The organism is Streptomyces sp. NRRL B-24085, from assembly GCF_001282115.1.
Classification (GTDB): domain Bacteria; phylum Actinomycetota; class Actinomycetes; order Streptomycetales; family Streptomycetaceae; genus Streptomyces.
In genome coordinates this window covers 21,666-45,871 of record NZ_LJBR01000008.1, presented here as the reverse complement: position 1 = coordinate 45,871, position 24,206 = coordinate 21,666, and the positions used below count along the sequence as shown (strand labels likewise).

The following is a 24,206-nucleotide window of genomic DNA, read 5'->3' as shown; positions in this document are numbered from 1 at the left end:
CACACATGAAAGGCCGTACACGGCACCCCGTGTACGGCCTTTTCCCGTGCGGTTCTCGACGTGTTCTAGCGGTCGACGATCCGGTCGAACTGGGTGGTGGTGTGGCGCAGGTGGGCCACCAGCTCCTCGCCGACCTTCGGCTCCGGGGCGTCCGAGGGCACGAACAGGATGGAGACCTGCATGTGCGGCGGTTCCGCGAACCAGCGCTGCTTGCCGCCCCAGACGAACGGAGAAAGGTTCCGGTTGACCGTGGCCAGGCCGGCCCGGGCGACCCCCTTGGCGCGCGGCATGACGCCGTGCAGGGCCTTCGGGGCCTCCAGACCCACCCCGTGCGACGTACCGCCCGCCACGACGACCAGGAAGCCGTCGGAAGCCGCCTTCTGCTGCCGGTAGCCGAAGCGGTCACCCTTGGAGACGCGGGTGACGTCCAGGACGGCGCCGCGGTACTCGGTGGAGTCGTGGTCCCCGAGCCACAGCCGGGTCCCGATGCGGGCGCGGAAGCGGGTCTGCGGGAACTGCTGCTGCAGCCGGGCGAGGTCCTCGGCCTTGAGGTGGCTGACGAACATGGTGTGCAGCGGCAGCCGGGCCGCGCGCAGCCGGTCCATCCAGCCGATGACCTCCTCGACGGCGTCCGAGCCGTCGGTGCGGTCCAGCGGCAGGTGGATCGCGAAGCCCTCCAGGCGGACGTTCTCTATGGCGGCGTGCAGTTGCGGCAGGTCCTGCTCGCTGATGCCGTGCCGCTTCATCGAGGACATCACCTCGATGACCACGCGGGCACCCACCAGGCCGTAGACCCCGTCGATGGACGACACCGAACGGATGACCCGGTCGGGCAGCGGCACGGGCTCCTCGCCCCGTCGGTACGGCGTCAGCACCAGCAGGTCACCGCCGAACCAGTCCTTGATCCGGGCGGCCTCGTAGGTCGTGCCGACGGCGAGGACGTCCGAGCCCAGCCGGGTGGCCTCCTCCGCCAGCCGCTCGTGCCCGAAGCCGTAGCCGTTGCCCTTGCAGACCGGGACGAGGCCCGGGAACTGCTCCTGCACGTGCTTGTGGTGCGCCCGCCAGCGCGCGGTGTCGACGTAGAGCGTGAGCGCCATGGCCGGACCCGGAACCTTTCTAGTGGCTGCGGTGTATCAGAGGTATGCGAGCTATTGAAGCGAAGAACGCGACGTCAGCGGCGCGACATGTAGATGTCGAGGGCCTTGTGGAGCAGCTTGTTGAGCGGGAAGTCCCACTCGCCGAGGTACTCGGCGGCCTGGCCGCCCGTGCCCACCTTGAACTGGATCAGACCGAAGAGGTGGTCGGTCTCGTCCAGCGAGTCGGAGATGCCCCGCAGGTCGTAGACGGTCGCGCCGAGCGCGTAGGCGTCACGCAGCATCCGCCACTGCATCGCGTTCGAGGGCCGGACCTCACGCCCGATGTTGTCGGAGGCGCCGTAGGAGTACCAGACGTGCCCGCCGACGATCAGCATCGTCGCGGCCGACAGGTTCACGCCCTCGTGGCGGGCGAAGTACAGCCGCATCCGGTTGGGGTCCTCGGTGTTGAGGGCCGTCCACATCCGCTGGAAGTACGACAGCGGGCGGGGCCGGAAGTGGTCACGGACCGCCGTGATCTCGTACAGCCGCTGCCATTCCTCGAGGTCCTGGTAACCGCCCTGGACGACCTCGACGCCGGCCTTCTCGGCCTTCTTGATGTTGCGTCGCCACAGCTGGTTGAAGTTCTTGTGGACCTCTTCCAGGGAGCGGTTCGCGAGCGGCACCTGGTAGACGTAGCGGGGCTGCACGTCACCGAAGCCGGCTCCCCCGTCCTCGCCCTGCTGCCAGCCCATGCGACGCAGCTTGTCGGCGACCTCGAAGGCGCGCGGCTCGATGAAGTCGGCCTCGATGTCGCGCAGGCGCTTGACGTCGGGGTTCTGGATGCCTGCCTTGATGGAGGTGGCCTCCCAGCGCCGGATGATCACCGGCGGGCCCATCTTCACGGAGAAGGCGCCCTGGTGCTTGAGGTGCGCGAGCATCGGTTCCAGCCACTCGGTCAGATTCGGCGCGAACCAGTTGATGACCGGGCCCTCGGGCAGATAGGCGAGGTAACGCTTGATCTTGGGGAGCTGGCGGTAGAGGACGAGACCCGCGCCGACCAGCTCGCCGGTCTTCTCGTCGAACCAACCGAGGCTCTCGGAGCGCCATTCCGCCTTGACGTCTGCCCAGGCAGGAACCTGCATGTGGCTCGCCGAGGGCAGGCTCTGGATGTATGCCAGATGCTGCTCGCGACTGATCGTCCTCAGGGTCAGGCTCATTCGGGGCGCTCCTCGGGCTGGTGTGTCCCCATGGGTACAGGGGCTCCGGCTCTCGCGCCGAAGCCTACTGCGCCCGGGGAGCGCCCCGGCTGGGCGTACGGAACCTGCGCCCCGGCTCAGAGGCCGCCGAGGCGTTCCGTGGTGCTTTGGGTGGTGTCGGGGGACGGTGCCCGTGGCGTCAGTTGATGACCCCGCCGAAGAGGCCGCCGTGCGCCATGCCGAGGAAGAACCCGACCGCGGCCGCGCCGAGGCCCAGGATCAGTCCGAAGCGCTCCCGGGTGGTCTCCGAGATCCACTGGCCGTACGCGCCGGTGAGGATGCCCACCAGGCCGGTCCAGGAGCTGAGCAGGTGCAGGTTGTGGAACATCGCCGAGACGAAGGCCGTGACGCCCAGCACCAGGGTCACCGCGAGCAGCGTGTCCTGGAGGGGGTGGGGCTTTCCGTCCGTGGCGAAAAGGCCTCCGGCGGTGTTGGGTCGCATTGCCTGTGCCATAGGGCACCTCCTGCGGAAGGCGGCGCATCGTAGCGCCATACACACCCGATGTGTACAGAGTGACCGTGCCCGGGGCCGGATTTCAACCGGAAGCCGGTGTGCGGGTAGTCTGTACCGTCTGCACGGTGTCTGCCCATGTCACGACCGGGACTACCGCGAGGAAGCCTCGATTGTCAGTGGCGGCCGATACCGTTGCGTACGCATCACAACCCTCCTGCCACGGAACGACCGTGGCCGTTGAGTCCAAAGGAGGTGGGTTCCACATGCGTCACTACGAGGTGATGGTCATCCTCGACCCCGATCTGGAGGAGCGCGCTGTCGCCCCCCTGATCGAGAACTTCCTCTCCGTCGTCCGTGAGGGCAACGGCAAGGTGGAGAAGGTCGACACCTGGGGCCGTCGTCGGCTCTCGTACGAGATCAAGAAGAAGCCCGAGGGCATCTACTCGGTCATCGACCTGCAGGCCGAGCCTGCGGTCGTCAAGGAGCTCGACCGCCAGCTGAACCTGAACGAGTCGGTCCTCCGGACCAAGGTCCTCCGCCCCGAGACCCACTGAGCTCTCCCGCTCAGTTGATCCCGGGATTCGAGTAGCAGCAACCAAGCAGCCAGAGCAAACCCGCCGAGAGGTTCCCCATGGCAGGCGAGACCGTCATCACGGTCGTCGGCAATCTTGTCGACGACCCCGAGCTGCGCTTCACCCCTTCCGGTGCGGCGGTCGCGAAGTTCCGTGTCGCGTCCACCCCCCGCACCTTCGACCGCCAGACGAACGAGTGGAAGGACGGCGAGAGCCTGTTCCTGACCTGCTCGGTCTGGCGTCAGGCGGCGGAGAACGTCGCCGAGTCGCTCCAGCGAGGCATGCGCGTCATCGTGCAGGGCCGGCTGAAGCAGCGGTCCTACGAGGACCGTGAGGGCGTCAAGCGCACGGTCTACGAGCTGGACGTCGAGGAAGTCGGCGCCAGCCTGCGCAATGCCACGGCCAAGGTCACCAAGACCGCCGGCGGTGCCGGCCGTGGTGGCCAGGGCGGTTACGGCGGCGGCGGTGGCCAGGGTGGCGGCGGCTGGGGCGGTGGCTCCGGCGGCGGTCAGCAGGGCGGCGGCGCTCCCGCCGACGACCCGTGGGCGACCGGCGCTCCCGCCGGTGGCAACCAGGGCGGCGGTGGCGGCGGCTGGGGTGGAAACTCCGGCGGCGGCGGCGGTGGCGGCGGCTACTCGGACGAGCCCCCCTTCTAGGCCTCGGGCCGAGGGGTGGGTCGTACCCACACTTCTTGATCACACAGGAGAAACACCATGGCGAAGCCGCCTGTGCGCAAGCCTAAGAAGAAGGTCTGCGCTTTCTGCAAGGACAAGGTCACGTACGTGGACTACAAGGACACGAACATGCTGCGGAAGTTCATTTCCGACCGCGGCAAGATCCGTGCCCGCCGCGTGACCGGCAACTGCACGCAGCACCAGCGTGACGTCGCCACGGCTGTCAAGAACAGCCGTGAGATGGCGCTGCTGCCCTACACCTCCACCGCGCGATAAGGGAAGGGTGACCGACTAATGAAGATCATCCTCACCCACGAGGTCTCCGGCCTCGGTGCCGCGGGCGACGTCGTCGACGTCAAGGACGGTTACGCTCGCAACTACCTGATCCCGCGGAACTTCGCGATCCGTTGGACCAAGGGTGGCGAGAAGGACGTCGAGCAGATTCGTCGCGCTCGCAAGATCCACGAGATCCAGACCATCGAGCAGGCCAACCAGGTGAAGGCCCAGCTCGAGGGTGTCAAGGTCCGCCTGGCCGTCCGCTCCGGCGACGCCGGTCGTCTCTTCGGTTCCGTCACCCCGGCCGACATCGCTTCCGCGATCAAGGCTTCCGGTGGCCCCGAGGTCGACAAGCGCCGTATCGAGCTGGGCTCGCCGATCAAGACCCTGGGCGCCCACGAGACGTCCGTGCGTCTGCACCCCGAGGTTGCCGCCAAGGTCAACATCGAGGTCGTCGCGGCCTGACGACCCCAGCGGTTGTCTGAGCAGTGGTGAGAGGGGCCGTACCCGTCGGGGTACGGCCCCTCTTGCATGCTGTGGCGCAAGCGTGGAGCTCAGGGTGTTTCACGTGAAACGTGGCGGGCCATCGCGTTTCACGTGAAACGGTCAGCGGGTCGCGCCGGTGACGAGCCAGCGGCCCGAACGGGTCCGCAGCCAGAGTGTCAGCATGCGGATCACCATCATCAGCGTCATCGCTGCCCACAGGGCGGTGAGTCCACCGTCCAGTGCGGGCACGAGCAGGGCTATCGGAGCGAAGACGGCCAGAGTGATCACCATGGCCCAGGCGAGGTAGGGGCCGTCTCCGGCTCCCATCAGCACGCCGTCCAGGACGAAGACCACTCCGCAGATCGGCTGGGAGAGAGCGACGATCACCAGAGCGGGCAGAGCGGCGTCCCTGACCGTGGAGTCACCGGTGAACAGGGGGAGGAAAAGCGGTCGGGAGAGCACGACCAGCACACCGAGTGCGACTCCGACCGCGATGCCCCACTCGACCATCCGGCGGCATGCCTGGCGGGCTCCTTCTGTGTCCTCCGCCCCCAGGTAGCGACCGATGATGGCCTGGCCGGCGATGGCGATGGCGTCCAGTGCGAAGGCCAGCAGGCTCCACAGGGACAGGATGATCTGGTGGGCCGCGATGTCGGCGTCCCCCAGGCGGGCTGCGACGGCCGTGGCGATCATCAGGATCGCCCTCAGGGACAACGTGCGGACCAGCAGCGGGACACCGGCCTGGGCGGAGGCCCTGATCCCCGTGGCGTCGGGACGCAAGGACGCGCCGTGTTTCCGGGCGCCGCGGACCACGACCACGAGATAGGCGGCGGCCATGCCGCACTGGGCGATGACGGTGCCCCAGGCGGAGCCCGCGATGCCGAGGTCGGCACCGTAGACGAGAACCGCGTTGAGAGCGCCGTTGGCCACGAAGCCGGCGATGGCGACGTAGAGCGGAGTCCTGGTGTCCTGCAACCCACGGAGCACCCCGGTCGAAGCGAGCACGACCAGCATGGCCGGGATACCGAGGGCGGAGATCCGCAGATAGGTGGTCGCGTAGGGAGCGGCGGTGTCAGAGGCACCGAAGAGCTCCACGATCGACGGTGCGGCCGGCAGGACGACGGCGATGACAGCGGCACCGAGCAGCAGTGCCAGCCAGATGCCGTCCATGCCCTGACGGATGGCGGCCGGGAGGTCGCCCGCTCCCACGCGGCGGGCAACCGCCGCGGTGGTGGCGTAGGCGAGGAAGACGAAGACACTGACGGCCGTCGTGAGAAGGGCTGAGGCGATGCCGAGACCGGCGAGTTGGGCGGTGCCCAAGTGGCCGACGATCGCGCTGTCGGCCAGGACGAAGAGGGGCTCGGCGACGAGCGCGCCGAAGGCCGGAACGGCGAGTGCGACGATCTCGCGGTCGTGCTGTCGCCGGGTGGCCTTGGGGGTCGCGGACGCCTGTGTCATGTGCACCAATCTAATCGTCCACAGGTAAGAGATGCAATCCGGGTTGAACCCTTACGTGTGTTCAGGGCGTGTGCGCCGCTGTGTACAGTTCGAACTGATCTTGCGCCGACCGGGAAAGTTTTTCTTCTGCACAGCCGGTGGACGGCGAAAGAGCAGGTCAGGGCAGCTCTTTCGGAAAGGTCCGGAGCTTGTTCACAGGGCTGTCCACCGGGTCGTGCACAGGTTTTGAGGAGTTCTCCACAGCATCCGGGCCGTCGTCCACATGGCCTGTGGATAACCAGATTGGCTGACGGTGCCCGCGGGCCTACCGTGGTCCGGCGCCCGCTCCGTCCGTCGGCTTGGAAACCATCACAAACCCGACGCGCCAGAACCGGAGTTGGGCGTCTCATTTGTCAGTGCCGTGCCGTAGAACTGAGAAGCACGGCGAGGTCCGCTCGGCGGACGGGAGGAGGTGGCTCGGTGAGTATTTCCGAGCCCTTGGACGACCCGTGGGCCGACAGCGGTCCCAGCGATCGTCTCCCTTCCTCGCGCCGCCGCGGCGACGGGGGCCGGGGGCGCGACGAACAGCACGAACGCGGCAGGGACACCGGCGACTGGGACGGCGGAGGCACGGCCTTCGAGCGGGTCCCGCCCCAGGACCTGGACGCCGAGCAGTCCGTCCTCGGCGGCATGCTCCTGTCCAAGGACGCCATCGCGGACGTCGTCGAGGTCATCAAGGGCCACGACTTCTACAAACCCGCCCACGAGACGATCTTCCAGGCGATCCTGGACGTCTACGCCAAGGGCGAGCCGGCCGACCCCATCACCATCGCCGCCGAACTCACCAAGCGCGGTGAGATCAACAAGGTCGGCGGCGCATCGTATCTGCACACCCTCGTCCAGACCGTGCCGACGGCGGCGAACGCCGAGTACTACGCGGAGATCGTCCACGAGCGGGCGGTCCTGCGGCGTCTGGTCGAGGCGGGCACGCGCATCACCCAGATGGGATACGCGGCCGACGACGACGTCGACGAGATCGTCAACCGCGCCCAGGCCGAGATCTACGCGGTCACCGAGCAGCGCACCAGCGAGGACTACCTGCCGCTCGGCGACATCATGGAGGGCGCGCTCGACGAGATCGAGGCGATCGGGTCCCGCAGCGGTGAGATGACCGGTGTTCCCACCGGTTTCACCGACCTCGACTCGCTCACCAACGGCCTGCACCCGGGCCAGATGATCGTCATCGCGGCCCGACCCGCCATGGGAAAGTCCACGCTCGCGCTGGACTTCGCCCGCGCGGCCTCCATCAAGCACAACCTGGCCAGCGTCATCTTCTCCCTCGAGATGGGGCGCAACGAGATCGCGATGCGTCTGCTGTCGGCCGAGGCGCGGGTGGCCCTGCACCACATGCGTTCGGGCACCATGACGGACGAGGACTGGACCCGGCTGGCGCGCAGGATGCCCGAGGTGTCCTCCGCGCCGCTCTACATCGACGACTCCCCGAACCTGTCAATGATGGAGATCCGGGCGAAGTGCCGGCGACTGAAGCAGCGCAACGACATCAAGCTCGTGATCATCGACTATCTGCAACTGATGCAGGCCGGTGGCTCCAAGCGCTCCGAGAGCCGTCAGCAGGAGGTCTCGGACATGTCCCGTAACCTCAAGCTCCTCGCCAAGGAGCTGGAGGTCCCGGTGATCGCGCTCTCGCAGCTCAACCGTGGTCCCGAGCAGCGCACGGACAAGAAGCCCATGGTGTCCGACCTGCGTGAGTCCGGATCCATCGAGCAGGACGCCGACATGGTGATCCTGCTGCACCGTGAGGACGCCTACGAGAAGGAGTCGCCCCGCGCGGGCGAGGCGGACATCATCGTGGGCAAGCACCGTAACGGCCCCACGGCGACGATCACGGTCGCCTTCCAGGGCCACTACTCGCGCTTCGTGGACATGGCCCAGACCTGAGGCCCGGGTCACGCCGACGGCAGCAGCTCGCCGGGCCGCCGTCATGACGCTCCCAGGGCTAATGAAGTCGACGCCCGTGCGCTCCACGGGATGGACTGGGGGCATGACGACATCTCAGGAAGAGCTGCTTCCCGGCACGCGCCGGGCGCTGCTGCACCGGATCGCCGTGGCTCAGGCGGAGGGGCGTGCGCCCTCACTGGTCGCGGAGGTCGTGCGGGACGGACGGACCGTGTGGCGCGGTGCACGCACTTCGGTGGACGGGCACGGCCCGGACGAGAACGTGCAGTACCGCATCGGCTCGATCACCAAGACCTTCACCGCCGTCCTCGTCCTGCGACTGCGGGACGAGGGACTGCTCGACCTGGGCGATCCGCTGGAGAAGAACCTGCCCGGCACGGGAGCGGGGGAGGCAACCGTCGCCGAACTCCTCGCCCACACCGGTGGGTTGGCGGCCGAGTCCCCGGCACCCTGGTGGGAGCGCACCTCGGGCGATCTGCGCCCCGAACTCGCCGACGTGCTGGGCGAGCAGCCCTTGCTGCATCCGGTGGGACGCCTCTTCCACTACTCGAACCCCGGCTACACCCTGCTCGGAGCACTCGTCGAGCGACTGCGCGGGGCTCCTTGGGAGGAGGTGCTCCGGCGGGAAGTACTCGCGCCTCTGGGGCTGACCCGCACGACGGTCCGTCCCGAAGCACCGCATGCGGGCGGGTGGGCGGTCCATCCGTGGGCCGATGTGATGCTTCCCGAACCCTCCGAGGATCTGGGGCGGATGGCTCCTGCCGGGCAACTCTGGTCCACCACGGCGGACTTGGCGCGCTTCGCGGTCTTCCTGGCGAACGGCGACGACCGGGTGCTGTGCGCGGAGACCGTGCGGGGGATGCGGACGCCCGCGGCGCCGGCCGGGGCGGCCGAGCTCGTCGACGGTGCCTCTTACGGGCTCGGGTTGCAGGTCCAGCACCGTGACGGGCGGCTGCTCGTCGGTCATTCGGGCTCGTTGCCGGGCTTTCTCGCGAATCTCACGATCAGTGTGGCGGACGATGTCGCCGCGGTCGTGCTCGCCAACTGCACCTCCGGCCCCCTGTTGTCCGTCGTGGGGGCCGATCTCGTGCGGATCGTCGCCGAGGCCGAGCCCAGGATTCCCGCGCCGTGGCGCCCGATGCGCGAGGCCGACTCGCCCGCACTGGAGTTGGCGGGCCAGTGGTACTGGGGAACGAACGGATTCGCCCTACGGCTCACAGCGGATGGACTCGCTTCGCTGGAGCCTCTGTCGGGAGCAGGCCGGCGCTCGCGATTCCGGGCCAACGGTGACGGCACCTGGACCGGTCTGGAGGGCTACTTCCACGGCGAGGTCCTGAAGGCCGTACGGCGGCCTGACGGAAGCGTGGACCACCTCGACCTCGGCTCGTTCGTGTTCACGCGGCAGCCGTACGACGAGGCGGCTTCCGTGCCCGGTGGAGTGGATCCGGCGGGGTGGCGAGGCATCGGTTAGGTCCCCTGCCCGGCGGGCGCGTGCCCGGCGAAGCCCTGCACCTAGCGGCGCTCTGTTTCACGTGAAACAGAGCGCCTTGCTGCGCCGCGAGGAAACGGCCCTGCGGGAGATCACAGGGCCAGCTTGAAGCCCACGTGGGAGGCCGTGAAACCGAGCCGTTCGTAGAAGCGGTGGGCGTCCGTGCGGGTGTTGTCTGACGTCAGTTGCACCAACCGGCAGTCCTGACGGCGGGATTCCTCGATCGCCCACTCGATGAGCCGGGACCCGAGTCCGCTGCCGCGCTCATCGGCGTGGATGCGGACCCCTTCGATGATCGACCTGGTGGCGCCGCGCCGGGACAGCCCCGGAACGACGGTGAGCTGCAGGGTGCCGACCACGCGATCCTCGCGCACGGCGACGACCAGATGCTGGTTCGGGTCGGAGGAGAGACGCTCCAGAGCGGTCAGATAGGGCCCCAGGTCGTCCGGGGACTCGCGCTGGGCACCCAAGGGGTCATCGGCGAGCATGCCGACGATCGCGCGGACGTCGTCCGCCCTGGCGGGCCGAATCTCAAGATCTGCCATGTCCGCACCCTACGAGGGGGACTCGTTCCCGGGCGCCGCCGGAGTGCGGAGGGCTTCCAAAGCTCTGACGAGGGGGGTGAGTTCGGGGTTGGTGGCGGCTTGGTCGAGGGCTTCTCGCAGGGCTTTCTCGTTGGTGGGGCGGGCTTGTTCGAGGAGGGTGCGGCCGGTGTCGGTGACGTCGGTGTAGATGCCGCGGCGGTCGGTGGGGCAGAGGTAGCGGGAGAGCAGGCCGCGGTCCTCGAGGCGGGTGACCAGGCGGGTGGTGGCGCTCTGGCTGAGGACGACGGCGTCGGCGACCTGCTTCATCTGGAGGTGTCCGCCTTCGCCGTCGTGCTGGCGGCCCAGGACGTCGAGCAGGGAGTACTCGCGGACGCTGAGGTCGTGGGCGGACTGGAGGGCCTTCTCGATGTGTGCCTCGATCCGTCCGTGCAGCAGGGAGAGCGCGCACCAGCCCTGGGCGAGGGCGGTGAGCGCGGGGTCAGTGGCGGTCATGGGGCCTGATTACCTCCTCCTCTGCCTCGACAGAGAGTAGCGACGGTTCGAGATTGCCGTCGCTTGCAAATATAGCGCGCATGCAATTATTGTGAACGTGCGCAACATGCTCCTGCAATCGTCTGGGAAGGTGTCACCCCCCATGCCGCTCGCGCTTCTGGCCCTTGCGATCGGGGCCTTCGGAATCGGAACGACCGAGTTCGTGATCATGGGGCTGCTGCCCGAGGTCGCGGACGACTTCGGGGTCTCCATCCCCACCGCCGGCTTCCTGGTCACCGGCTACGCGCTCGGCGTCATGTTCGGCGCCCCGCTGATGACCGCCCTCGGTACCAAGATCTCCCGCAAGCGGATGCTGATGCTGCTGATGGGGCTGTTCATCGTGGGCAACCTGCTCTCCGCGCTCGCCCCGGCCTTCAGCGTCATGCTGATCGGCCGGGTGGTCGCCTCCCTCGCCCACGGTGCCTTCTTCGGGATCGGCTCGGTCGTCGCCGCCGACCTGGTGGCTCCCGACAAGAGGGCCGGAGCCATCGCGACGATGTTCACCGGCCTGACCGTCGCCAATGTCGTCGGCGTCCCGCTGGGCACACTGATCGGTCAGAGCGCGGGCTGGCGTCTCACCTTCGGGATCGTCGCCGGCCTCGGGGTCGTCGGCCTTGCCGGCATCGCCAAGCTCGTTCCCGAGGTGCCCCGGCCGGAGGGTGTGCGTCTGCGTCACGAACTGGCCGCCTTCAAGAACGCCCAGGTGCTGCTCGCCATGGCGATGACCGTCCTCGGCTTCGGCGGTGTCTTCGCCGCCATCACCTACATCGCGCCGATGATGACCCACGTGGCGGGCTTCGCCGACGGCTCGGTGACCTGGCTGCTGGTCCTCTTCGGCCTCGGCATGGTCGGCGGCAACCTGGTCGGCGGCAAGTACGCCGACCGGGCCCTGATGCCCATGCTGTACGTCTCCCTGGGCGCCCTGGCCGTCGTACTCGCCCTCTTCACGTTCACCGCGCACGACAAGGTCCTGGCCGGCGTCACGATCGCTCTCATCGGCGCCCTCGGCTTCGCCACCGTCCCGCCGCTCCAGAAGCGGGTCCTGGACCAGGCGCACGAGGCCCCGACGCTCGCCTCGGCCGTCAACATCGGGGCCTTCAACCTGGGCAACGCCCTCTCCGCCTGGCTCGGCGGTCTGGTCATCTCGGCCGGCTTCGGCTACACCGCCCCCAACTGGGTGGGCGCTGCCCTGGCCACGGGTGCTCTCCTCCTCGCCTTCGTCTCGGCCGCTCTGGAACGCCGGGACAGCGCCCCCAGCGCCGTGGTCGCGGGGGCGACTCCCGCAGGACAGCGGAGCGCGGTGCACCACTGAAGTCGCGTGCTCCACGGCCGGGCATGACGACGGCGCCGGTTCCCCGAAGTCCGGGGCACCGGCGCCGTCGCATACCTCAGAGCGCGGCCACCGTCAGCGGGGCGAACCGGCGGCTCCAGTCACCCGGCAGCTCCGGCATCCCGTATGTCATGACCGAGTTGAAAGCGGCCGACGCCAGACCGCGTTCCCGGGCCCACGTCCGCAGCTCTTCGTGGCGCACGTCGATGTCGGTGCGCAGAGGGCGGTCGGTGCCGGCGGCGAGCGACGTGACGAGGGCCTTGGCGGTGTCGGTGTCACGGGCGACCAGTGGGCCCACCACCTGGGTGTCCATGTTGGGCCATGCGGCGGCGTACCCGATGATCCGGCCGTTCTCCTCGGCGACACGGAACTGGTCGGCGAAGGCGGGGAGTCGGGTGATGAGGTGCGTGCGATCCGTGCCGAGCACCTCCTCGTCGAGCCGGAGAACCGCGGCGAGGTCCTCGGCGGTGGCCGCGCGCGTGCTCGTCGTCGGTACCGGGCCGCCCGGGATGAAGTGTCCGCGGAGCATCTCCGCCCGGCCGGTGACCTTGAAGCCCAGTTCCTCGTAGAGCGGGCGGCCGTACGGCGTCGCGTGGAGGGTCAGCGGAGTGGTGCCCATCACCGAGAGGACGTGCCGCATGAGCCGACGGCCGATCCCTCGTCGAGCGTGCCGTTCGGCGACCAGCACCATCCCGATCGCTCCCAGATCGGGCTCGCTGTAGGGGCCGTACTCCGTGACCACGCAGGCGGTGACGAGTCCTCCGTCGGGATCATCGATGCCGTAGCCCTTTCCGGCCGAGAGGAGAAGACCCCACTTGTGCTCCTCGCGTGGCCACCCCCGGTCCTCGGACAGGTCCGCGCAGGCGGTGAGATCACGAAGCGTCAGACGACGGATGGGGAGGGCGGCGAGAGAAGGAGTCGGCACGCAGGTCAGGCTGTCCGACGAGGACCCTCGGCGTCCACCTGTTTCCTGGGGCTCGTACGAGCTTTTGGCCATGTGGTGGCCGAGGGCGCAACGGGTGATCGGATTCCGGGTGTTTCACGTGAAACATCGGAGTACGGCGATCGTCCGGCGTCCGACGAGAGCAGCATGACGCCTTACCGTTCTCATGAACCATTGCCCCAAGCGGGCCACTAGCCTCAAGGACATGGCGAGACTTCATCTCTTCGACCTCGACGGCACTTTGCTGCACGGAAGCAGCGCACCCGTTCAGATTTCCCGGCAGCTCGGACTCGAGGCCGAGACGGTGGCACTCGACCAGGCGATCGGGGCCGGACTGATAGACCCGTCCGAATACGCGCAGCAGGTGTACGCCTTGTGGGCGTCCCTGACCGAAGCACATGTCGTCGCGGCTTTCGAGGGTGCCCCATGGCTGGCCCGCATTCGCGAGGTCTGGGCGGAGATCAGGGAACAGGGCGATTACTGCGCGGTCGTATCCCTTTCGCCGTCCTTCTTCGTGGAACGGCTCACCAGTTGGGGAGCTCATGCCACGTACGGGTCACGCTTTCCGGCCGTCCCCTTCACCGAGCCCGTGGATCCTGCCGGAGCACTCAACGCGGCCGCCAAGGTCCTGATCGCGGACCGGCTGTGCGAGCAGTTCGGAGTGACCCGGGCCGACTGCGTCGCCTATGGTGACTCAGCCTCCGACAAGGACCTTTTCTCCGTGGTGCCGCTCTCGGTGGCGGTCAATGCGGACCATCATCTGTCCGACGTCTCGACCCATTCCTACACCGGCATGGACCTGTGGGAAGCCTATGAATTGGTGCGCCAGGCTGACTGACGGTGTGCGGAACGTCGACCGGTAGAGGTCGACTCCGGCTCCCGTCCGTACCGAGATGCGAGCGACCTGGGCCCGAGAGCGGGCAATGCAGCCTAACGGGACGGGGAGATCGAAGACCCGCATTCGTGCCTATGCGGCCAGGGCGCCCATACGCGGTGGGACGCTGCGGGGAGACGCTGCGGTCTTTGCCACACGCACGTCCACCAAGCCGTCCACGGGGGACAGCAGGCATTTTCCGAACGAGGAAGTGCGCAGACCGACCGAAAGACGTTCGAGGCGAGGCACACCATGGACGCTCCCACCGGCATGTCGGCCGACGACGGGCCTTCCGGGGGCGAGGGCGGCTGGTTCACCGCACGCAAGCAGCCGACGGCGGGAGCGCCAGATGCCGGACCAGAGGCGGTGGAGAGAAATCTGCCGGCCCCACCGCACCTGATGGGCGGGCCAGGACCGGGCACCGTTCCCGGAGCCCCGACAGCTGCCCGGACGAGCCGGCCGACGCAGGCCTCAGCGCCGCCCGGCATCTCGGCTCACGGAACAGTGCCGCCTGGTCCGGGAGCCGACCGCGGGGACGAGGTACCAGCCGGGGAAACAAGCGCCCCGACGCGACCGGACGGGATACACCCTCCAGTACCTCCGCACACGTCTCCGACACTGCAGACTCAGCCCTCCCCGGACGCCGTCCGTATCCGCCGGACCATGGCCGAGGTCACCCCGGTCGCCGAGAAGGTCACGTCGTACTTCTACGCGTTGCTCTTCGTACGCCACCCCCATCTGCGCCCGTTGTTCCCCGCAGCCATGGACGCCCAGCGGGATCGCCTGCTCAGGGCGCTGCTGACGGCGGCCGAGCACATCGACAACACCCCGGCCCTGGTCGCCTACCTACAGGACCTGGGGCGCGGCCACCGCAAGTACGGGACCCGTGCCGAGCACTACCCGGCGGTCGGGGAGTGCCTCATCGGAGCGCTGAGCAGGTACGCCTCCGCCAGTTGGGACGCGGAGACCGAAGCGGCCTGGGTCCGGGCGTACACGACGATCTCGCAGGTGATGATCGACGCGGCGGCCGCGGACGAACTGCGCGCCCCGGCCTGGTGGCACGCAGAAGTCGTGGCCCACGAGCTGAGGACCCCGGACGTCGCCGTCGTCACCGTCCGGCCCGATCAGCCCTATCCGTTCCTGGCCGGCCAGTACACGAGCCTGGAGACGCCGTGGTGGCCGCGTATCTGGCGGCACTACTCGTTCGCCTCCGCGCCCCGCTCGGACGGCCTGCTGTCGTTCCACGTGAAGGCCGTGCCCGCGGGCTGGGTCTCCAACGCCCTGGTGCACCGGGCCCGCCCCGGCGACACCATCCGGCTCGGTCCGCCCACGGGGTCCATGACCGTGGACCACACCACCGACAGCGGGCTGCTCTGTCTGGGTGGCGGTACCGGCATAGCTCCGATCAAGGCGCTGGTCGAGGACCTGGCCGAACACGGCGCACGGCGCTCCGTCGAAGTCTTCTACGGAGCCCGCACCGATCACGACCTGTACGACATCGACACGATGCTCAGGCTCCAGCAGGCCCACCCGTGGCTGTCGGTACGGGCCGTCGTCGACCGACAGGCCCGTCGCCGGCTCCCGGACGCCGTACGCGCGTACGGTCCCTGGCACGAGTACGACGCCTATCTCTCGGGTCCGCCCGCCATGATCCGCAACGGTGTGGACACGCTCACAGCCATCGGAATCCCGTCGGAACGCATACGCCACGACGCCGTGGAGGAACTCGTCCTGGCCCGGTGACCCGCCGAGAGGTCAGCCCAGGTCCGGTGCGTGCATGGCCCGTACGCCCTCGATGTTGCCGTCCAGATAGTGGCGCAGGGACAGCGGGACCAGGTGGACGGAGGCGATCCCCACGCGGGTGAACGGCACCCGGACGATCTCGTACTCCCCGACGGGCTCCTCCACTTCGGGGCCGTGACGCAGGGACGGGTCCATCGATTCCAGATGGCAGACGAAGAAGTGCTGCACCTTCACTCCGGTCGCGCCACCGTCGTCGCCGATGTGTTCGACGGTGTCCACGAAGCAGGGGACCACATCGGTGATCTTGGCGCCGAGTTCCTCGTACACCTCGCGGTGCAGGGCGTCGACGACGGTCGTGTCCGTCGGCTCGACTCCTCCGCCGGGAGTCAGCCAGTAGGGATCCATGCCGGGTTTGGTGCGCTTGATCAGGATCAGATCATCGCCGTCGAGGAGGACGGCACGGGCGGTGCGCTTGACCACGGGTCGGACGGTCATGGGGGGTATGTGGCCCGGATGGTTCCACGTGAAACATCGCGCGGGGTCACCGGCTGAGTCCACGGGGTGAAGGACGCGAAACCCCAGCTCAACACCAGTCGGCGGCAGCCCGCAGCAGCCATTCGTGTGCCCGTGCGACATGAGGCATGGCCAGCGTTCCGGTGCGGACCACCAGGAAGTAGGTCCGCAGCGGGGGCACCGCGGGCTCGTGCAGCGCGACGACGTCACCGCGCTCCAGGGCGGCCGCGCACAGATAGCGCGGCAGCACCGCGAGCCCGGCGCCCGCGATGGCGCAGGCGAGGACGGCGCGCAGATCGGGGACGACGACGGTGCCCGGTGCGGCGGGGCGGGAATCGAAGACGGAGGCCCAGTAGCGCGAGACGAAGGGGAGCGACTCGTGCACCTCGATCACGGGGACGTCCTCGAACGCGAGGGCCCGTTTGGCAGTGGGACGGATGCCGACCGTTTTCTCCGGCCCGAGGTGGCCGGCCCAGTCCGGGGCGGCGACCAGGACGTGCTCCTCGTCGCAGAGCGTGCTCGCGGTGAGCAGCGCGCCCCGAGGACGGGCCGTGCTGATGGCCAGATCGTGATGCCCGGCGGCCAGGCCCTCCAGGGTCTCCTCGGCGTTCCCGAAGGAGGCCCGTAGCGCGAAGCCCTGGCCGTCCTCGCCGGTCAGCTCGGTGAGGGCGGGCAGCGCCCGCTCGGCGGTGAACTCCGGAGGTCCGGCCAGATGCAGTGTGCGCAGGGACGACTCGTCATCGAGTCCGATCTCGGTGATCTCCACCAGGGCGTCGAGGTGAGGCGCGGCCTTGTGGGCGAGCTCGTCGCCGATGGTCGTGGGGGTCACTCCGCGGGCCTGCCGTAAGAACAGGGGGCGTCCCAACTGCCGTTCCAGGGTGCGGATCTGGGAGGTGACGGCCGGCTGCGACAGTCCGAGCAGCGCGGCGGCGCGGGTGAAGGAACCGGCCCGGTGCACCGTCACGAAGGTGCGCAGCAAGGCCAGGTCCATGGTGACGTCCCCTTCCCCGCCCCAGTTCCGGCCCCGGGAGCAGGGGCCCAACTATAAATATGTCGATAGGTCTCTGTCGCTACTGTGATTGGACACTGACAGAGAGTCAACTAGCCTTGGTCGGGCGGTTCTTCGCGCGCGGAACCGGGGCGGTCCGAGCCACGAGGGGGGAGGCTCGGACCGTCCGTTGTGCGGAGCCGTGCATGGCTGTGCATCCGTGGGGACCCTGCTGAAACGGTCAGTCGGCCGACTCGTCCAGCGCGCACAGCACATCCGCCACCAGGTCCTCGGGATCCTCCGCCCCGACCGAGAAGCGGATGAATCCCTCCGGCACGTCGTCCCCGCCCCAGCGCCCGCGCCGCTCGGCCGTGGAGCGCACCCCGCCGAAGCTCGTCGCGTCGTCGACGAGCCGCAGTGCGTCGAGGAAACGGTCGGCACGCGCGCGCGTGGGCAGCGTGAAGGAGACCACGCATCCGTAGCGGCGCATCTGCTGCGACGCGATCTTGTGCGAGGGGTCGTCGGGCAGGCCCGGGTAGCGCAGGCCCGTCACCTCGGGGCGTTCCCGCAGTGCCCGGGCGAGCACGAGCGCGGTCGCGTTCTGCCGGTCGACGCGCATCTGGAGCGTGGCGATCGAGCGATGCGCGAGCCAGGCCTCCATGGGCCCCGCGATCGCGCCGACGATCTTCCGCCAGCGGCGGACGGCGTCCATGGCCTCGCCCTCGCGGCCCGTGACGTATCCGAGGAGGACGTCTCCGTGCCCCGTGAGCTGCTTGGTGCCGCTGGCGACGGAGAAGTCCGCGCCGAGCTCCAGCGGCCGCTGTCCGAGCGGTGTGGCGAGCGTGTTGTCGACGGCGACGAGCGCACCACGCGCGTGTGCCGCCTCGACCAGGCGCCGGATGTCGCACACGTCCAGGCCGGGGTTGGAGGGGCTCTCGATCCACAGCAGCCGCGCGCCGTCGAGGACGTCGAGTTGGGCGTCGCCGCCGGTCGGAGCGGTGCGCACCTCGATGCCGTACGCCTCCAGCTGGGCGCGGATCAGGGGCAGCACCTGGTAGCCGTCGCTGGGCAGGACGACCGTGTCCCCGGCGCGCAGTTGCGAGAAGAGCGCGGCGGAGATGGCGGCCATGCCCGAGGCGAAGACCAGCGTTTCCACGCCGTCCTGGCCGGGCGCCTCCAGTTCGCCGATGGCGCGCTCCAGCAGGCTCCAGCTCGGGTTGGTGTCACGGCCGTAGGTGTACGGGCCGTCGACCTCGCCGGGCAGGTGGAAGTGGGCGGCGAAGGCCGGACCGGGCAGGGTCGGTTCGTTCTTGACCGCCTCGGGGAGTCCGGCCCGCACCGCGCGCGTGCCCTCCCCCTGGCCCGCAGCCCTGTCGCTCATGCCACCCGTCCTTTCGTCAGCTCACGCACCTCGGCGAGCAGACCCTCGCTCGCCGCCTCCACCATCTCAAGGCACTCCTCGAAGCCGTCCGGGCCCCCGTAGTACGGGTCCGGAACGTCGAGGTCGGCGCCCGCGGCGGGGTCGTACGAACGCAGCAGCCGCACCTTTCCGGCGTCCTCCGGGGTGGGCGCGAGGCGTCGCAGGGCCTTGAGGTGACCGGCGTCGAGGGCGATGACGAGGTCCAGGCGGGAGAACCAGGAGGGCTGGAACTGCCGGGCCGTGTGGGCGCCGTCGTAGCCGTGTTCCTCCAGGACGGACACGGTGCGCGGGTCCGCGCCGTCGCCCTCGTGCCAGCCGTCCGTACCGGCGCTGTCGACCTCCACCAGGCCGTCCAGGCCGGCTTCCGCCGCGCGGGCGCGGAAGACCGACTCGGCCATCGGGGAACGGCAGATGTTGCCCGTGCAGACGAAACAGACGCGGTAGGTCATGCCTCCTCAGTCCTCGTCGGGCAGGACGATGTGCAGGGCCCAGGAGACGATCGAGATGATCAGGCCGCCCAGGACGGCGGTCCAGAACCCCTCGACGTGGAAGCTCAGGTTGAGCACGTCGGCCAGCCACGACGTCAGCAGCAGCATCAGTGCGTTGACGACCAGCGTGAACAGGCCGAGCGTCAGGATGAACAGGGGGAAGGTCAGGACCTTCACGACCGGCTTGACCAGCCAGTTCACCAGGCCGAAGACCAGGGCGACGAGGATCAGCGTCCAGACCTTCTTGCCGGTGCTGCCACCGGTCAGGGTGATCTTGTCGAGCAGCCAGACGGCGACCGCCAGAGCACCCGCGTTGGCGATCGTCTTGACTAGGAAATTCTTCATGTGTCTGATCGTGACAGAAGAGATCGGTCACGGGCACTGACGAGGGCGGACTTAGTCGATGAAGGCATTCCGGTTGGACGAACTGGAGGCGGAGCGCGCCGCCAACGACGGCGCCTACCTCCAGTTCCTGCGGGAGCGGAACATGTCGGTCGGCCTGTACGCACTCGACGCGGGCGCGCAGGACCCGCAGCAGCCGCACCACCAGGACGAGGTCTACTTCGTGGTCAGCGGCCGCGCCGCGATCACCGTGGGCATGGAGACGACCCAGGTGGCGCGCGGCAGCGTGGTGTACGTGCCGGCCGGTGTCGCCCACAAGTTCCACCACATCAGCGAGGACCTCAGGGTGATGGTGGTGTTCTCTCCCCCGGAGAGCTGACTCGTGGCCTCGGGGTTCCCTAGGGGATCAATCAGGGGAGGACAAGGGGTGCGAGGCCCCCGCGGCGGCACCTCGCGGCCCTAGCATCGGGTGCAGGACATTGGTGGATCCGGTACCAGAGGGACCGGACGGTGCCGGACTGCAGAGAGGTTGAGTGCGATGGGAGCGATCTTCGCGGGGCTGCCGTGGTGGGTGAAGTGGGTCGCGGTGCCGGTCATCGCCCTGGTGGTGTTCGGCGGACTGATAGCCACCGTCGTCGGTTTCGTCATCGGCCTGCTCTTCAAGCTGCTGGTCTTCGTGGCCCTGGTCGGCGGACTCGTCTACGTCGTACGGAAGTTCATGTCGAGCTCCTCGTCGCGCAGCGACTGGTGAGCGTCCGGAGCGGGCGGGGCGAGCGGTAACAGGAATCCCTCGTTCCCTCGGGGGAGGGAAGTTTCGCGGACGGGCCGTATACGTGCGGTGGCGGACCGTTAAAGTCCGGAACTCGACGCGGGGACGACCCCGCGAGCGGAGTACACCCCCTCCCGTGTTCCCCGCACGGGCTGCCCCTCGCGCTCCGGGAGTGCCCCTTGGCCACGGTTGACACCGCACCCGCACAGACCGACGCCCGCTCGACGACGCCTCCTGCACAGCCGACGGCTCCGACCCAGCCGACGGCTTCGGCACGGTCAACGGCCGCAGGACGACCGACGGTTCCTGGGGGGCCGGTCGGCCCCGCCCAGGCCGCGGCGTCCGCTCGGCCCGTGGATCCCGTCCTTCCCGCCGCCGCCCGGCCCGTGGCTCCCGCGCAGCTGGCGACTCCCGCTCCGCCGACACCTCCGGGGCGGTCTGCAACTCCGGGGCAGGGGTCAGCACGCAGCGTCCAGTCATCCGCTCCCAGCTCATCCACTCCCGGCCGAGCATCCGCTCCCAGCCGGTCATCCACTCCTGGCCGAGCAGCCGCTTCCGGCCGGTCATCCGCTGCCAACCCGTCATCCGAACTCGGCCGGCCAATCATCCCCGGCCGGTCCACGACTCCTGCGCGGGCGTCGGCCCCCGTGCAGCCCTCCGCTTCCGTACGACCGTCAGCTCCCGTCCAGCGGCACGCGGCGGCCTCCTCCGAAGCTCCGGAACAGCCCCACTCCGCCACCCTGATCGGGTCCGTCCAGCGTGCGATGCGCCTGCTCGAAGCCGTCGCACAGCACGAGCAGGGAGCCCCCGCCAAGCAGCTCGCCCGCGAGACCGGACTGGCGCTCCCCACGGCGTACCACCTGCTGCGCACCCTCGTGCACGAGGGCTATCTGCGCCGCGACAAGGGTCTGTTCTTCCTCGGGGAGGCAGCCGTGCGCCTGAGCAGCAGTGGAGCCGAGCAGAAACGTCGCAGCACCGTCGTCGAGGCGCTCGCGCACTGGCGCGACCTGATCGGCGTACCGGTGTACTACGCGCAGTACCGGGACGGCGAGATCGAGGTCCTCTGTGTCTCCGACAGCCCCGGGAGTCCGGCGGTCGAGGAGTGGGCCGACTTCCGTGAGACCGCGCACGCGCACGCCATCGGGCAGTGTCTGCTCGCCCAGCTCGACGACGAGGCCCGGCGCGACCACCTCGACCGGTACCCGGTGCAGTCCATCACGCCGTACACGGTGCGCGACGGCCACAGCCTGCTCCGGCGTCTCGAACGGACCGCGCGCATGGGGCCGGTGATCGAGCGTCAGGAGTACGCGCTGGGGACGGTGTGCGCGGCGATTCCGATCACGGTGGGTAACGCTGCGGCAACGATGGCCATCTCCCTGCCTGCCCATCAGGCGGACCGGTTGATGGCCGCCACCCAGCAACTACAAGAAGAAATCAGCCGGTTGATGGGGTCACTGGCGATCTCTATCAGTATCTGAAAACTCACTCCTTGTGATCTGCCGTACACGTTCAGCAAGATGCCTCCAGTGTCAGAGGGATCATTTCCGGCCGACAAAGGCAGATGACGGGGTAAGCGATGCGCGAGTCCGTACAGGCAGAGGTCATGATGAGCTTCCTCGTGTCGGAGGAGCTCTCCTTCCGCATTCCGGTGGAACTGCGCTACGAGGCCTGCGATCCCTATGCGGTGCGGCTGACCTTCCATCTCCCGGGCGATGCTCCGGTGACCTGGGCTTTTGGTCGTGAGCTGCTGATCGACGGGGTGGGGCGCCCCTGCGGGGAAGGCGATGTGCGGGTCTCGCCCGCCGGTCCCGACCTGCTGGGTGACGTCCTGATCAGACTCCAGGTCGGCGGTGATCAGGCCCTGTTCCGTTCGTCGACGGCGCCGATCATCGCGTTCCTCGACCGCACCGACAAGCTGGTGCCGCTGGGCCAGGAGGCCGCGCTGGCCGATTTCGACACACATCTCGACGAGGCGCTGGACCGGATCCTGGCGGAGGAGCAGAGCGCCGGCTGACTCCTTCGGCAACTTGGTGACGTAACGCTTCAGCGCGGGAGGGGAGGGTGCAGGAACGCTTCTGCTGAACGTCGGCGCCGCCGTGGCAGAAGGTCCTATGCGGCTTTGCCGCCGCGGCACAGGGTCCCTGCGCCTGCGCCGCCCTGCCGCGACACGGGAGACTCAGCGCCTGCGCCGTCGTCCCTTCCCGCCACCCCATCCCGCGGCCGGCCGGCCGTCGGCCGTGCCCGCGCTCGCACTCGTCGCCGGTACGGGCGCGGACGTCCCCGCCGTCTCCGTTCCCGCTCCCGGTCGGTCGGCCGAGACCACCAGGGCGGCGAGGGCCGTGGTGACCGGTACCGAGGCGACGAGGCCGATCGAGCCGACCAACGTGCGCACGATCTCCTCCGCCACCAGCTCGCTGTTGGCGACGGTCCCGACGCTTGACTGCGCGATGGAGAAGAGCAGCAGCAGCGGCAGCGCGGCACCGGCGTAGGCGAGGACCAGGGTGTTGACGACGGATGCGATGTGGTCGCGGCCGATCCGGATTCCGGCGCGGTACAGCCCGCGCCAGCCCATCGCCGGGTTGGCCTCGTGCAGCTCCCAGACCGCTGATGTCTGGGTGACGGTCACGTCGTCGAGGACACCGAGCGAGCCGATGATGACGCCGGCGAGCAGCAGACCGCTCATGTCGATCGCCGGGTACAGCCCGTGGATGAGCCCGGTGTTGTCGTCCGTGTTGCCCGTCAGCGCCGCCCAGCCGATGAACTGCGAGCCGAGGACGCCGATCAGCACCAACGAGATGAGCGTCCCCAGCACCGCCACGGAGGTACGCGCCGACAGGCCGTGGCACATGTAGAGGGCGATCAGCATGATGGCGCTCGACCCGATCACCGCCACGAGCAGCGGGTTCGAGCCCTGGAGGATCGCGGGCAGGATGAAGAAGTTCAGCACCATGAAGCTGATGGCCAGCGCGACCAGCGCCATGACTCCGCGCAGCCGCCCGACGACCACGACGGCGAGCGCGAAGATGCCGGCGAGCAGCCCCATCGGGAAGCGGCGGCTCACGTCGGTCACCGAGTACTGCAAGTCCCTGGGCGCGGAGGGCTCGTACGCGACCACGACCTTCTGGCCCTCGTGCAACTGCCGGGACTGGTCCGGCTGGACGATCTCCGTGAAGGTGCGGCCCTTGTCCTTGCCGGTGTCGACCCGGATCGTGGCCTTCTTGCAGGTCCCGTTCGCCTGTTGCTCGGCGGACGAGCCCTCGGCGGTGGAGGTGTCCCCGGTCGGGGTCTCCCCCGAGGCGTTCACCGACTTGCAGTCGACGCTGACGACCTTGCTGACGGTGGCCTGCTGCGTCTGCCGGTCGAAGCCGACCCCGGTGCGTTCGTGTGCCGGGGCGCCTCCGGGCCAGAGCACCACGAGCCCCACCACCACTGCCATGCCGAACGGGATGAGGATCGCCGCGATGACCTTGCGCAGGTGCTTGGAGACGGGAGCCGCCGGTCCATGACTGTGACTGTGCGAGTGACCGTGCCCGCCACCACCGGAACCTGGTCCGCTCCCGTGTCCGTGTCCGTGCCCGTCGCCCGAACCGTGCCCGTCACCGCGCTCGCCCCCGTCACCAGGCCCGCGCTCGCCCCCGGGCCCGTAACCGCGTCCTGCTCCCGGACCGTACCCGTGCGTGTCTCCGGGACCCTGCCCGTGTCCGCCACCAGCCCCACCACTGCCCTGGCCGCCGAAAGCCGCACCCGGACGCCGGCCGTGACTCGGCCCCTGACCCTGGCCGTACCCCTGCCCCTGACCGCCGCCCTGCCCGCCGCGATGCTCATGCTCGTACCAGCCACTGGCCCCGACGGTTTCGCCGCCGCCACTGCCGCCGCCGCTGTCACCGGTGCCGCCGGCTCCGCTGCCCTCAGCGCCTCCGAAACCGCCACGGGAGCCACTGCCAGGACCATGCCCGGGGCCATGCCCGGACCCGTGCTCAGGTCCATGTCCCGGCCCGTGCCCAGGGCCGTTTCCGGAGCCCG

The 24,206-nt window shown here is 69.1% G+C and carries 26 protein-coding genes; 13 read left to right on the top strand and 13 right to left on the bottom strand.

Annotated features, from left to right (window positions below; translation table 11 throughout):
• Positions 1-65 precede the first annotated feature (65 nt).
• From AOJ26_RS01115 to AOJ26_RS01105, 3 genes are all read right to left on the bottom strand, one after another.
• On the bottom strand, positions 66-1,097 hold the full coding sequence (locus AOJ26_RS01115; RefSeq protein ID WP_053846236.1) for an alanine racemase: 1,032 nt from the start codon (positions 1,095-1,097) through the stop codon (positions 66-68).
• A gap of 74 nt (positions 1,098-1,171) precedes the next feature.
• Positions 1,172-2,293: a peptidoglycan bridge formation glycyltransferase FemX gene (gene femX / locus AOJ26_RS01110; RefSeq protein WP_020134135.1), complete on the bottom strand. Its 1,122-nt coding sequence runs from the start codon at positions 2,291-2,293 to the stop codon at positions 1,172-1,174.
• A gap of 178 nt (positions 2,294-2,471) precedes the next feature.
• Positions 2,472-2,786, bottom strand: a complete 315-nt coding sequence (locus AOJ26_RS01105) for a hypothetical protein (RefSeq protein WP_053846235.1) — start codon at positions 2,784-2,786, stop codon at positions 2,472-2,474.
• Positions 2,787-3,049: 263 nt separating this feature from the next.
• Here AOJ26_RS01105 and rpsF point away from each other — a divergent pair, with 263 nt between their 5' ends.
• The 4 genes from rpsF to rplI all read left to right on the top strand — a co-directional run bounded on the left by rpsF (position 3,050) and on the right by rplI (position 4,773).
• Positions 3,050-3,340 (top strand): 30S ribosomal protein S6, encoded by a 291-nt coding sequence (rpsF, locus tag AOJ26_RS01100; RefSeq protein WP_007383258.1) that lies wholly within the window; start codon positions 3,050-3,052, stop codon positions 3,338-3,340.
• A 77-nt stretch (positions 3,341-3,417) separates the two neighbouring features.
• Positions 3,418-4,014: a single-stranded DNA-binding protein gene (locus tag AOJ26_RS01095; protein WP_053846234.1), complete on the top strand. Its 597-nt coding sequence runs from the start codon at positions 3,418-3,420 to the stop codon at positions 4,012-4,014.
• A gap of 57 nt (positions 4,015-4,071) precedes the next feature.
• A complete protein-coding gene (rpsR, locus tag AOJ26_RS01090; RefSeq protein ID WP_003949403.1) occupies positions 4,072-4,308 on the top strand; it encodes a 30S ribosomal protein S18 in 237 nt (78 codons plus the stop codon).
• Between the two features lie 18 nt (positions 4,309-4,326).
• Positions 4,327-4,773 carry a 50S ribosomal protein L9 gene (gene rplI, locus AOJ26_RS01085; protein WP_020134131.1) on the top strand — a complete coding sequence of 149 codons (447 nt, stop codon included), beginning with the start codon at positions 4,327-4,329 and terminating at the stop codon, positions 4,771-4,773.
• A gap of 141 nt (positions 4,774-4,914) precedes the next feature.
• On the opposite strand, the gene AOJ26_RS01080 is transcribed toward rplI, so the two are convergent.
• On the bottom strand, positions 4,915-6,261 hold the full coding sequence (locus AOJ26_RS01080; RefSeq protein ID WP_053846233.1) for an MATE family efflux transporter: 1,347 nt from the start codon (positions 6,259-6,261) through the stop codon (positions 4,915-4,917).
• 450 nt (positions 6,262-6,711) lie between these two features.
• Here AOJ26_RS01080 and dnaB point away from each other — a divergent pair, with 450 nt between their 5' ends.
• Positions 6,712-8,190 carry a replicative DNA helicase gene (gene dnaB / locus AOJ26_RS01075; RefSeq protein ID WP_053846232.1) on the top strand — a complete coding sequence of 493 codons (1,479 nt, stop codon included), beginning with the start codon at positions 6,712-6,714 and terminating at the stop codon, positions 8,188-8,190.
• Between the two features lie 103 nt (positions 8,191-8,293).
• Positions 8,294-9,679, top strand: coding sequence for a serine hydrolase domain-containing protein (locus AOJ26_RS01070; RefSeq protein WP_053846231.1), 1,386 nt, complete (start codon positions 8,294-8,296; stop codon positions 9,677-9,679).
• Between the two features lie 110 nt (positions 9,680-9,789).
• On the opposite strand, the gene AOJ26_RS01065 is transcribed toward AOJ26_RS01070, so the two are convergent.
• Together AOJ26_RS01065 and AOJ26_RS01060 are read right to left on the bottom strand one after the other, a co-directional pair.
• Positions 9,790-10,242 (bottom strand): GNAT family N-acetyltransferase, encoded by a 453-nt coding sequence (locus AOJ26_RS01065; RefSeq protein ID WP_053846230.1) that lies wholly within the window; start codon positions 10,240-10,242, stop codon positions 9,790-9,792.
• Positions 10,243-10,251: 9 nt separating this feature from the next.
• Positions 10,252-10,734: a MarR family winged helix-turn-helix transcriptional regulator gene (locus tag AOJ26_RS01060; protein WP_053846229.1), complete on the bottom strand. Its 483-nt coding sequence runs from the start codon at positions 10,732-10,734 to the stop codon at positions 10,252-10,254.
• Between the two features lie 142 nt (positions 10,735-10,876).
• On the opposite strand from AOJ26_RS01060, the gene AOJ26_RS01055 reads away from it, so the two are divergent.
• Entirely contained in the window at positions 10,877-12,085 is a 1,209-nt protein-coding gene (locus AOJ26_RS01055) for an MFS transporter (RefSeq protein WP_053846228.1), read from the top strand.
• A gap of 76 nt (positions 12,086-12,161) precedes the next feature.
• On the opposite strand, the gene AOJ26_RS01050 is transcribed toward AOJ26_RS01055, so the two are convergent.
• On the bottom strand, positions 12,162-13,028 hold the full coding sequence (locus AOJ26_RS01050; RefSeq protein WP_053846227.1) for a GNAT family N-acetyltransferase: 867 nt from the start codon (positions 13,026-13,028) through the stop codon (positions 12,162-12,164).
• A gap of 223 nt (positions 13,029-13,251) precedes the next feature.
• Between AOJ26_RS01050 and AOJ26_RS01045 the strand changes: the two genes are divergently transcribed.
• Complete coding sequence (locus tag AOJ26_RS01045) at positions 13,252-13,884, top strand: HAD family hydrolase (protein ID WP_053846226.1); 633 nt, start codon at positions 13,252-13,254, stop codon at positions 13,882-13,884.
• Between the two features lie 288 nt (positions 13,885-14,172).
• Entirely contained in the window at positions 14,173-15,663 is a 1,491-nt protein-coding gene (locus tag AOJ26_RS01040; protein WP_078959687.1) for a globin domain-containing protein, read from the top strand.
• Between the two features lie 12 nt (positions 15,664-15,675).
• Here the strand turns inward: AOJ26_RS01040 and AOJ26_RS01035 are convergent, their stop codons facing one another.
• From AOJ26_RS01035 to AOJ26_RS01015, 5 genes are all read right to left on the bottom strand, one after another.
• Positions 15,676-16,158, bottom strand: coding sequence for an NUDIX domain-containing protein (locus AOJ26_RS01035; protein WP_053846225.1), 483 nt, complete (start codon positions 16,156-16,158; stop codon positions 15,676-15,678).
• A gap of 88 nt (positions 16,159-16,246) precedes the next feature.
• On the bottom strand, positions 16,247-17,167 hold the full coding sequence (locus AOJ26_RS01030; protein ID WP_053846224.1) for a LysR family transcriptional regulator: 921 nt from the start codon (positions 17,165-17,167) through the stop codon (positions 16,247-16,249).
• A gap of 238 nt (positions 17,168-17,405) precedes the next feature.
• Positions 17,406-18,545 carry a cystathionine gamma-lyase gene (locus AOJ26_RS01025; RefSeq protein WP_053846223.1) on the bottom strand — a complete coding sequence of 380 codons (1,140 nt, stop codon included), beginning with the start codon at positions 18,543-18,545 and terminating at the stop codon, positions 17,406-17,408.
• Positions 18,542-19,033, bottom strand: coding sequence for a low molecular weight protein-tyrosine-phosphatase (locus AOJ26_RS01020; protein WP_053846222.1), 492 nt, complete (start codon positions 19,031-19,033; stop codon positions 18,542-18,544). Before AOJ26_RS01020 ends, AOJ26_RS01025 begins: the two co-directional genes overlap by 4 nt.
• A gap of 6 nt (positions 19,034-19,039) precedes the next feature.
• Complete coding sequence (locus AOJ26_RS01015; protein WP_053846221.1) at positions 19,040-19,417, bottom strand: phage holin family protein; 378 nt, start codon at positions 19,415-19,417, stop codon at positions 19,040-19,042.
• A gap of 58 nt (positions 19,418-19,475) precedes the next feature.
• On the opposite strand from AOJ26_RS01015, the gene AOJ26_RS01010 reads away from it, so the two are divergent.
• The 4 genes from AOJ26_RS01010 (at position 19,476) to AOJ26_RS00995 (ending at position 22,197) form a co-directional block, all read left to right on the top strand.
• A complete protein-coding gene (locus AOJ26_RS01010; RefSeq protein WP_007383239.1) occupies positions 19,476-19,793 on the top strand; it encodes a cupin domain-containing protein in 318 nt (105 codons plus the stop codon).
• Positions 19,794-19,952: 159 nt separating this feature from the next.
• Positions 19,953-20,165, top strand: a complete 213-nt coding sequence (locus AOJ26_RS01005) for a DUF5326 family protein (RefSeq protein WP_053846220.1) — start codon at positions 19,953-19,955, stop codon at positions 20,163-20,165.
• A gap of 782 nt (positions 20,166-20,947) precedes the next feature.
• Positions 20,948-21,661 (top strand): IclR family transcriptional regulator domain-containing protein, encoded by a 714-nt coding sequence (locus AOJ26_RS01000; RefSeq protein WP_053846219.1) that lies wholly within the window; start codon positions 20,948-20,950, stop codon positions 21,659-21,661.
• Positions 21,662-21,759: 98 nt separating this feature from the next.
• A complete protein-coding gene (locus tag AOJ26_RS00995) occupies positions 21,760-22,197 on the top strand; it encodes an SsgA family sporulation/cell division regulator (RefSeq protein WP_053846218.1) in 438 nt (145 codons plus the stop codon).
• A gap of 162 nt (positions 22,198-22,359) precedes the next feature.
• Here AOJ26_RS00995 and AOJ26_RS00990 read toward each other — a convergent pair whose 3' ends face one another.
• The gene (locus AOJ26_RS00990; RefSeq protein WP_053846217.1) at positions 22,360-23,619 is read right to left on the bottom strand and encodes a YibE/F family protein; all 1,260 of its coding nucleotides are present in this window, start codon (positions 23,617-23,619) and stop codon (positions 22,360-22,362) included.
• Positions 23,620-24,206: the final 587 nt, after the last annotated feature.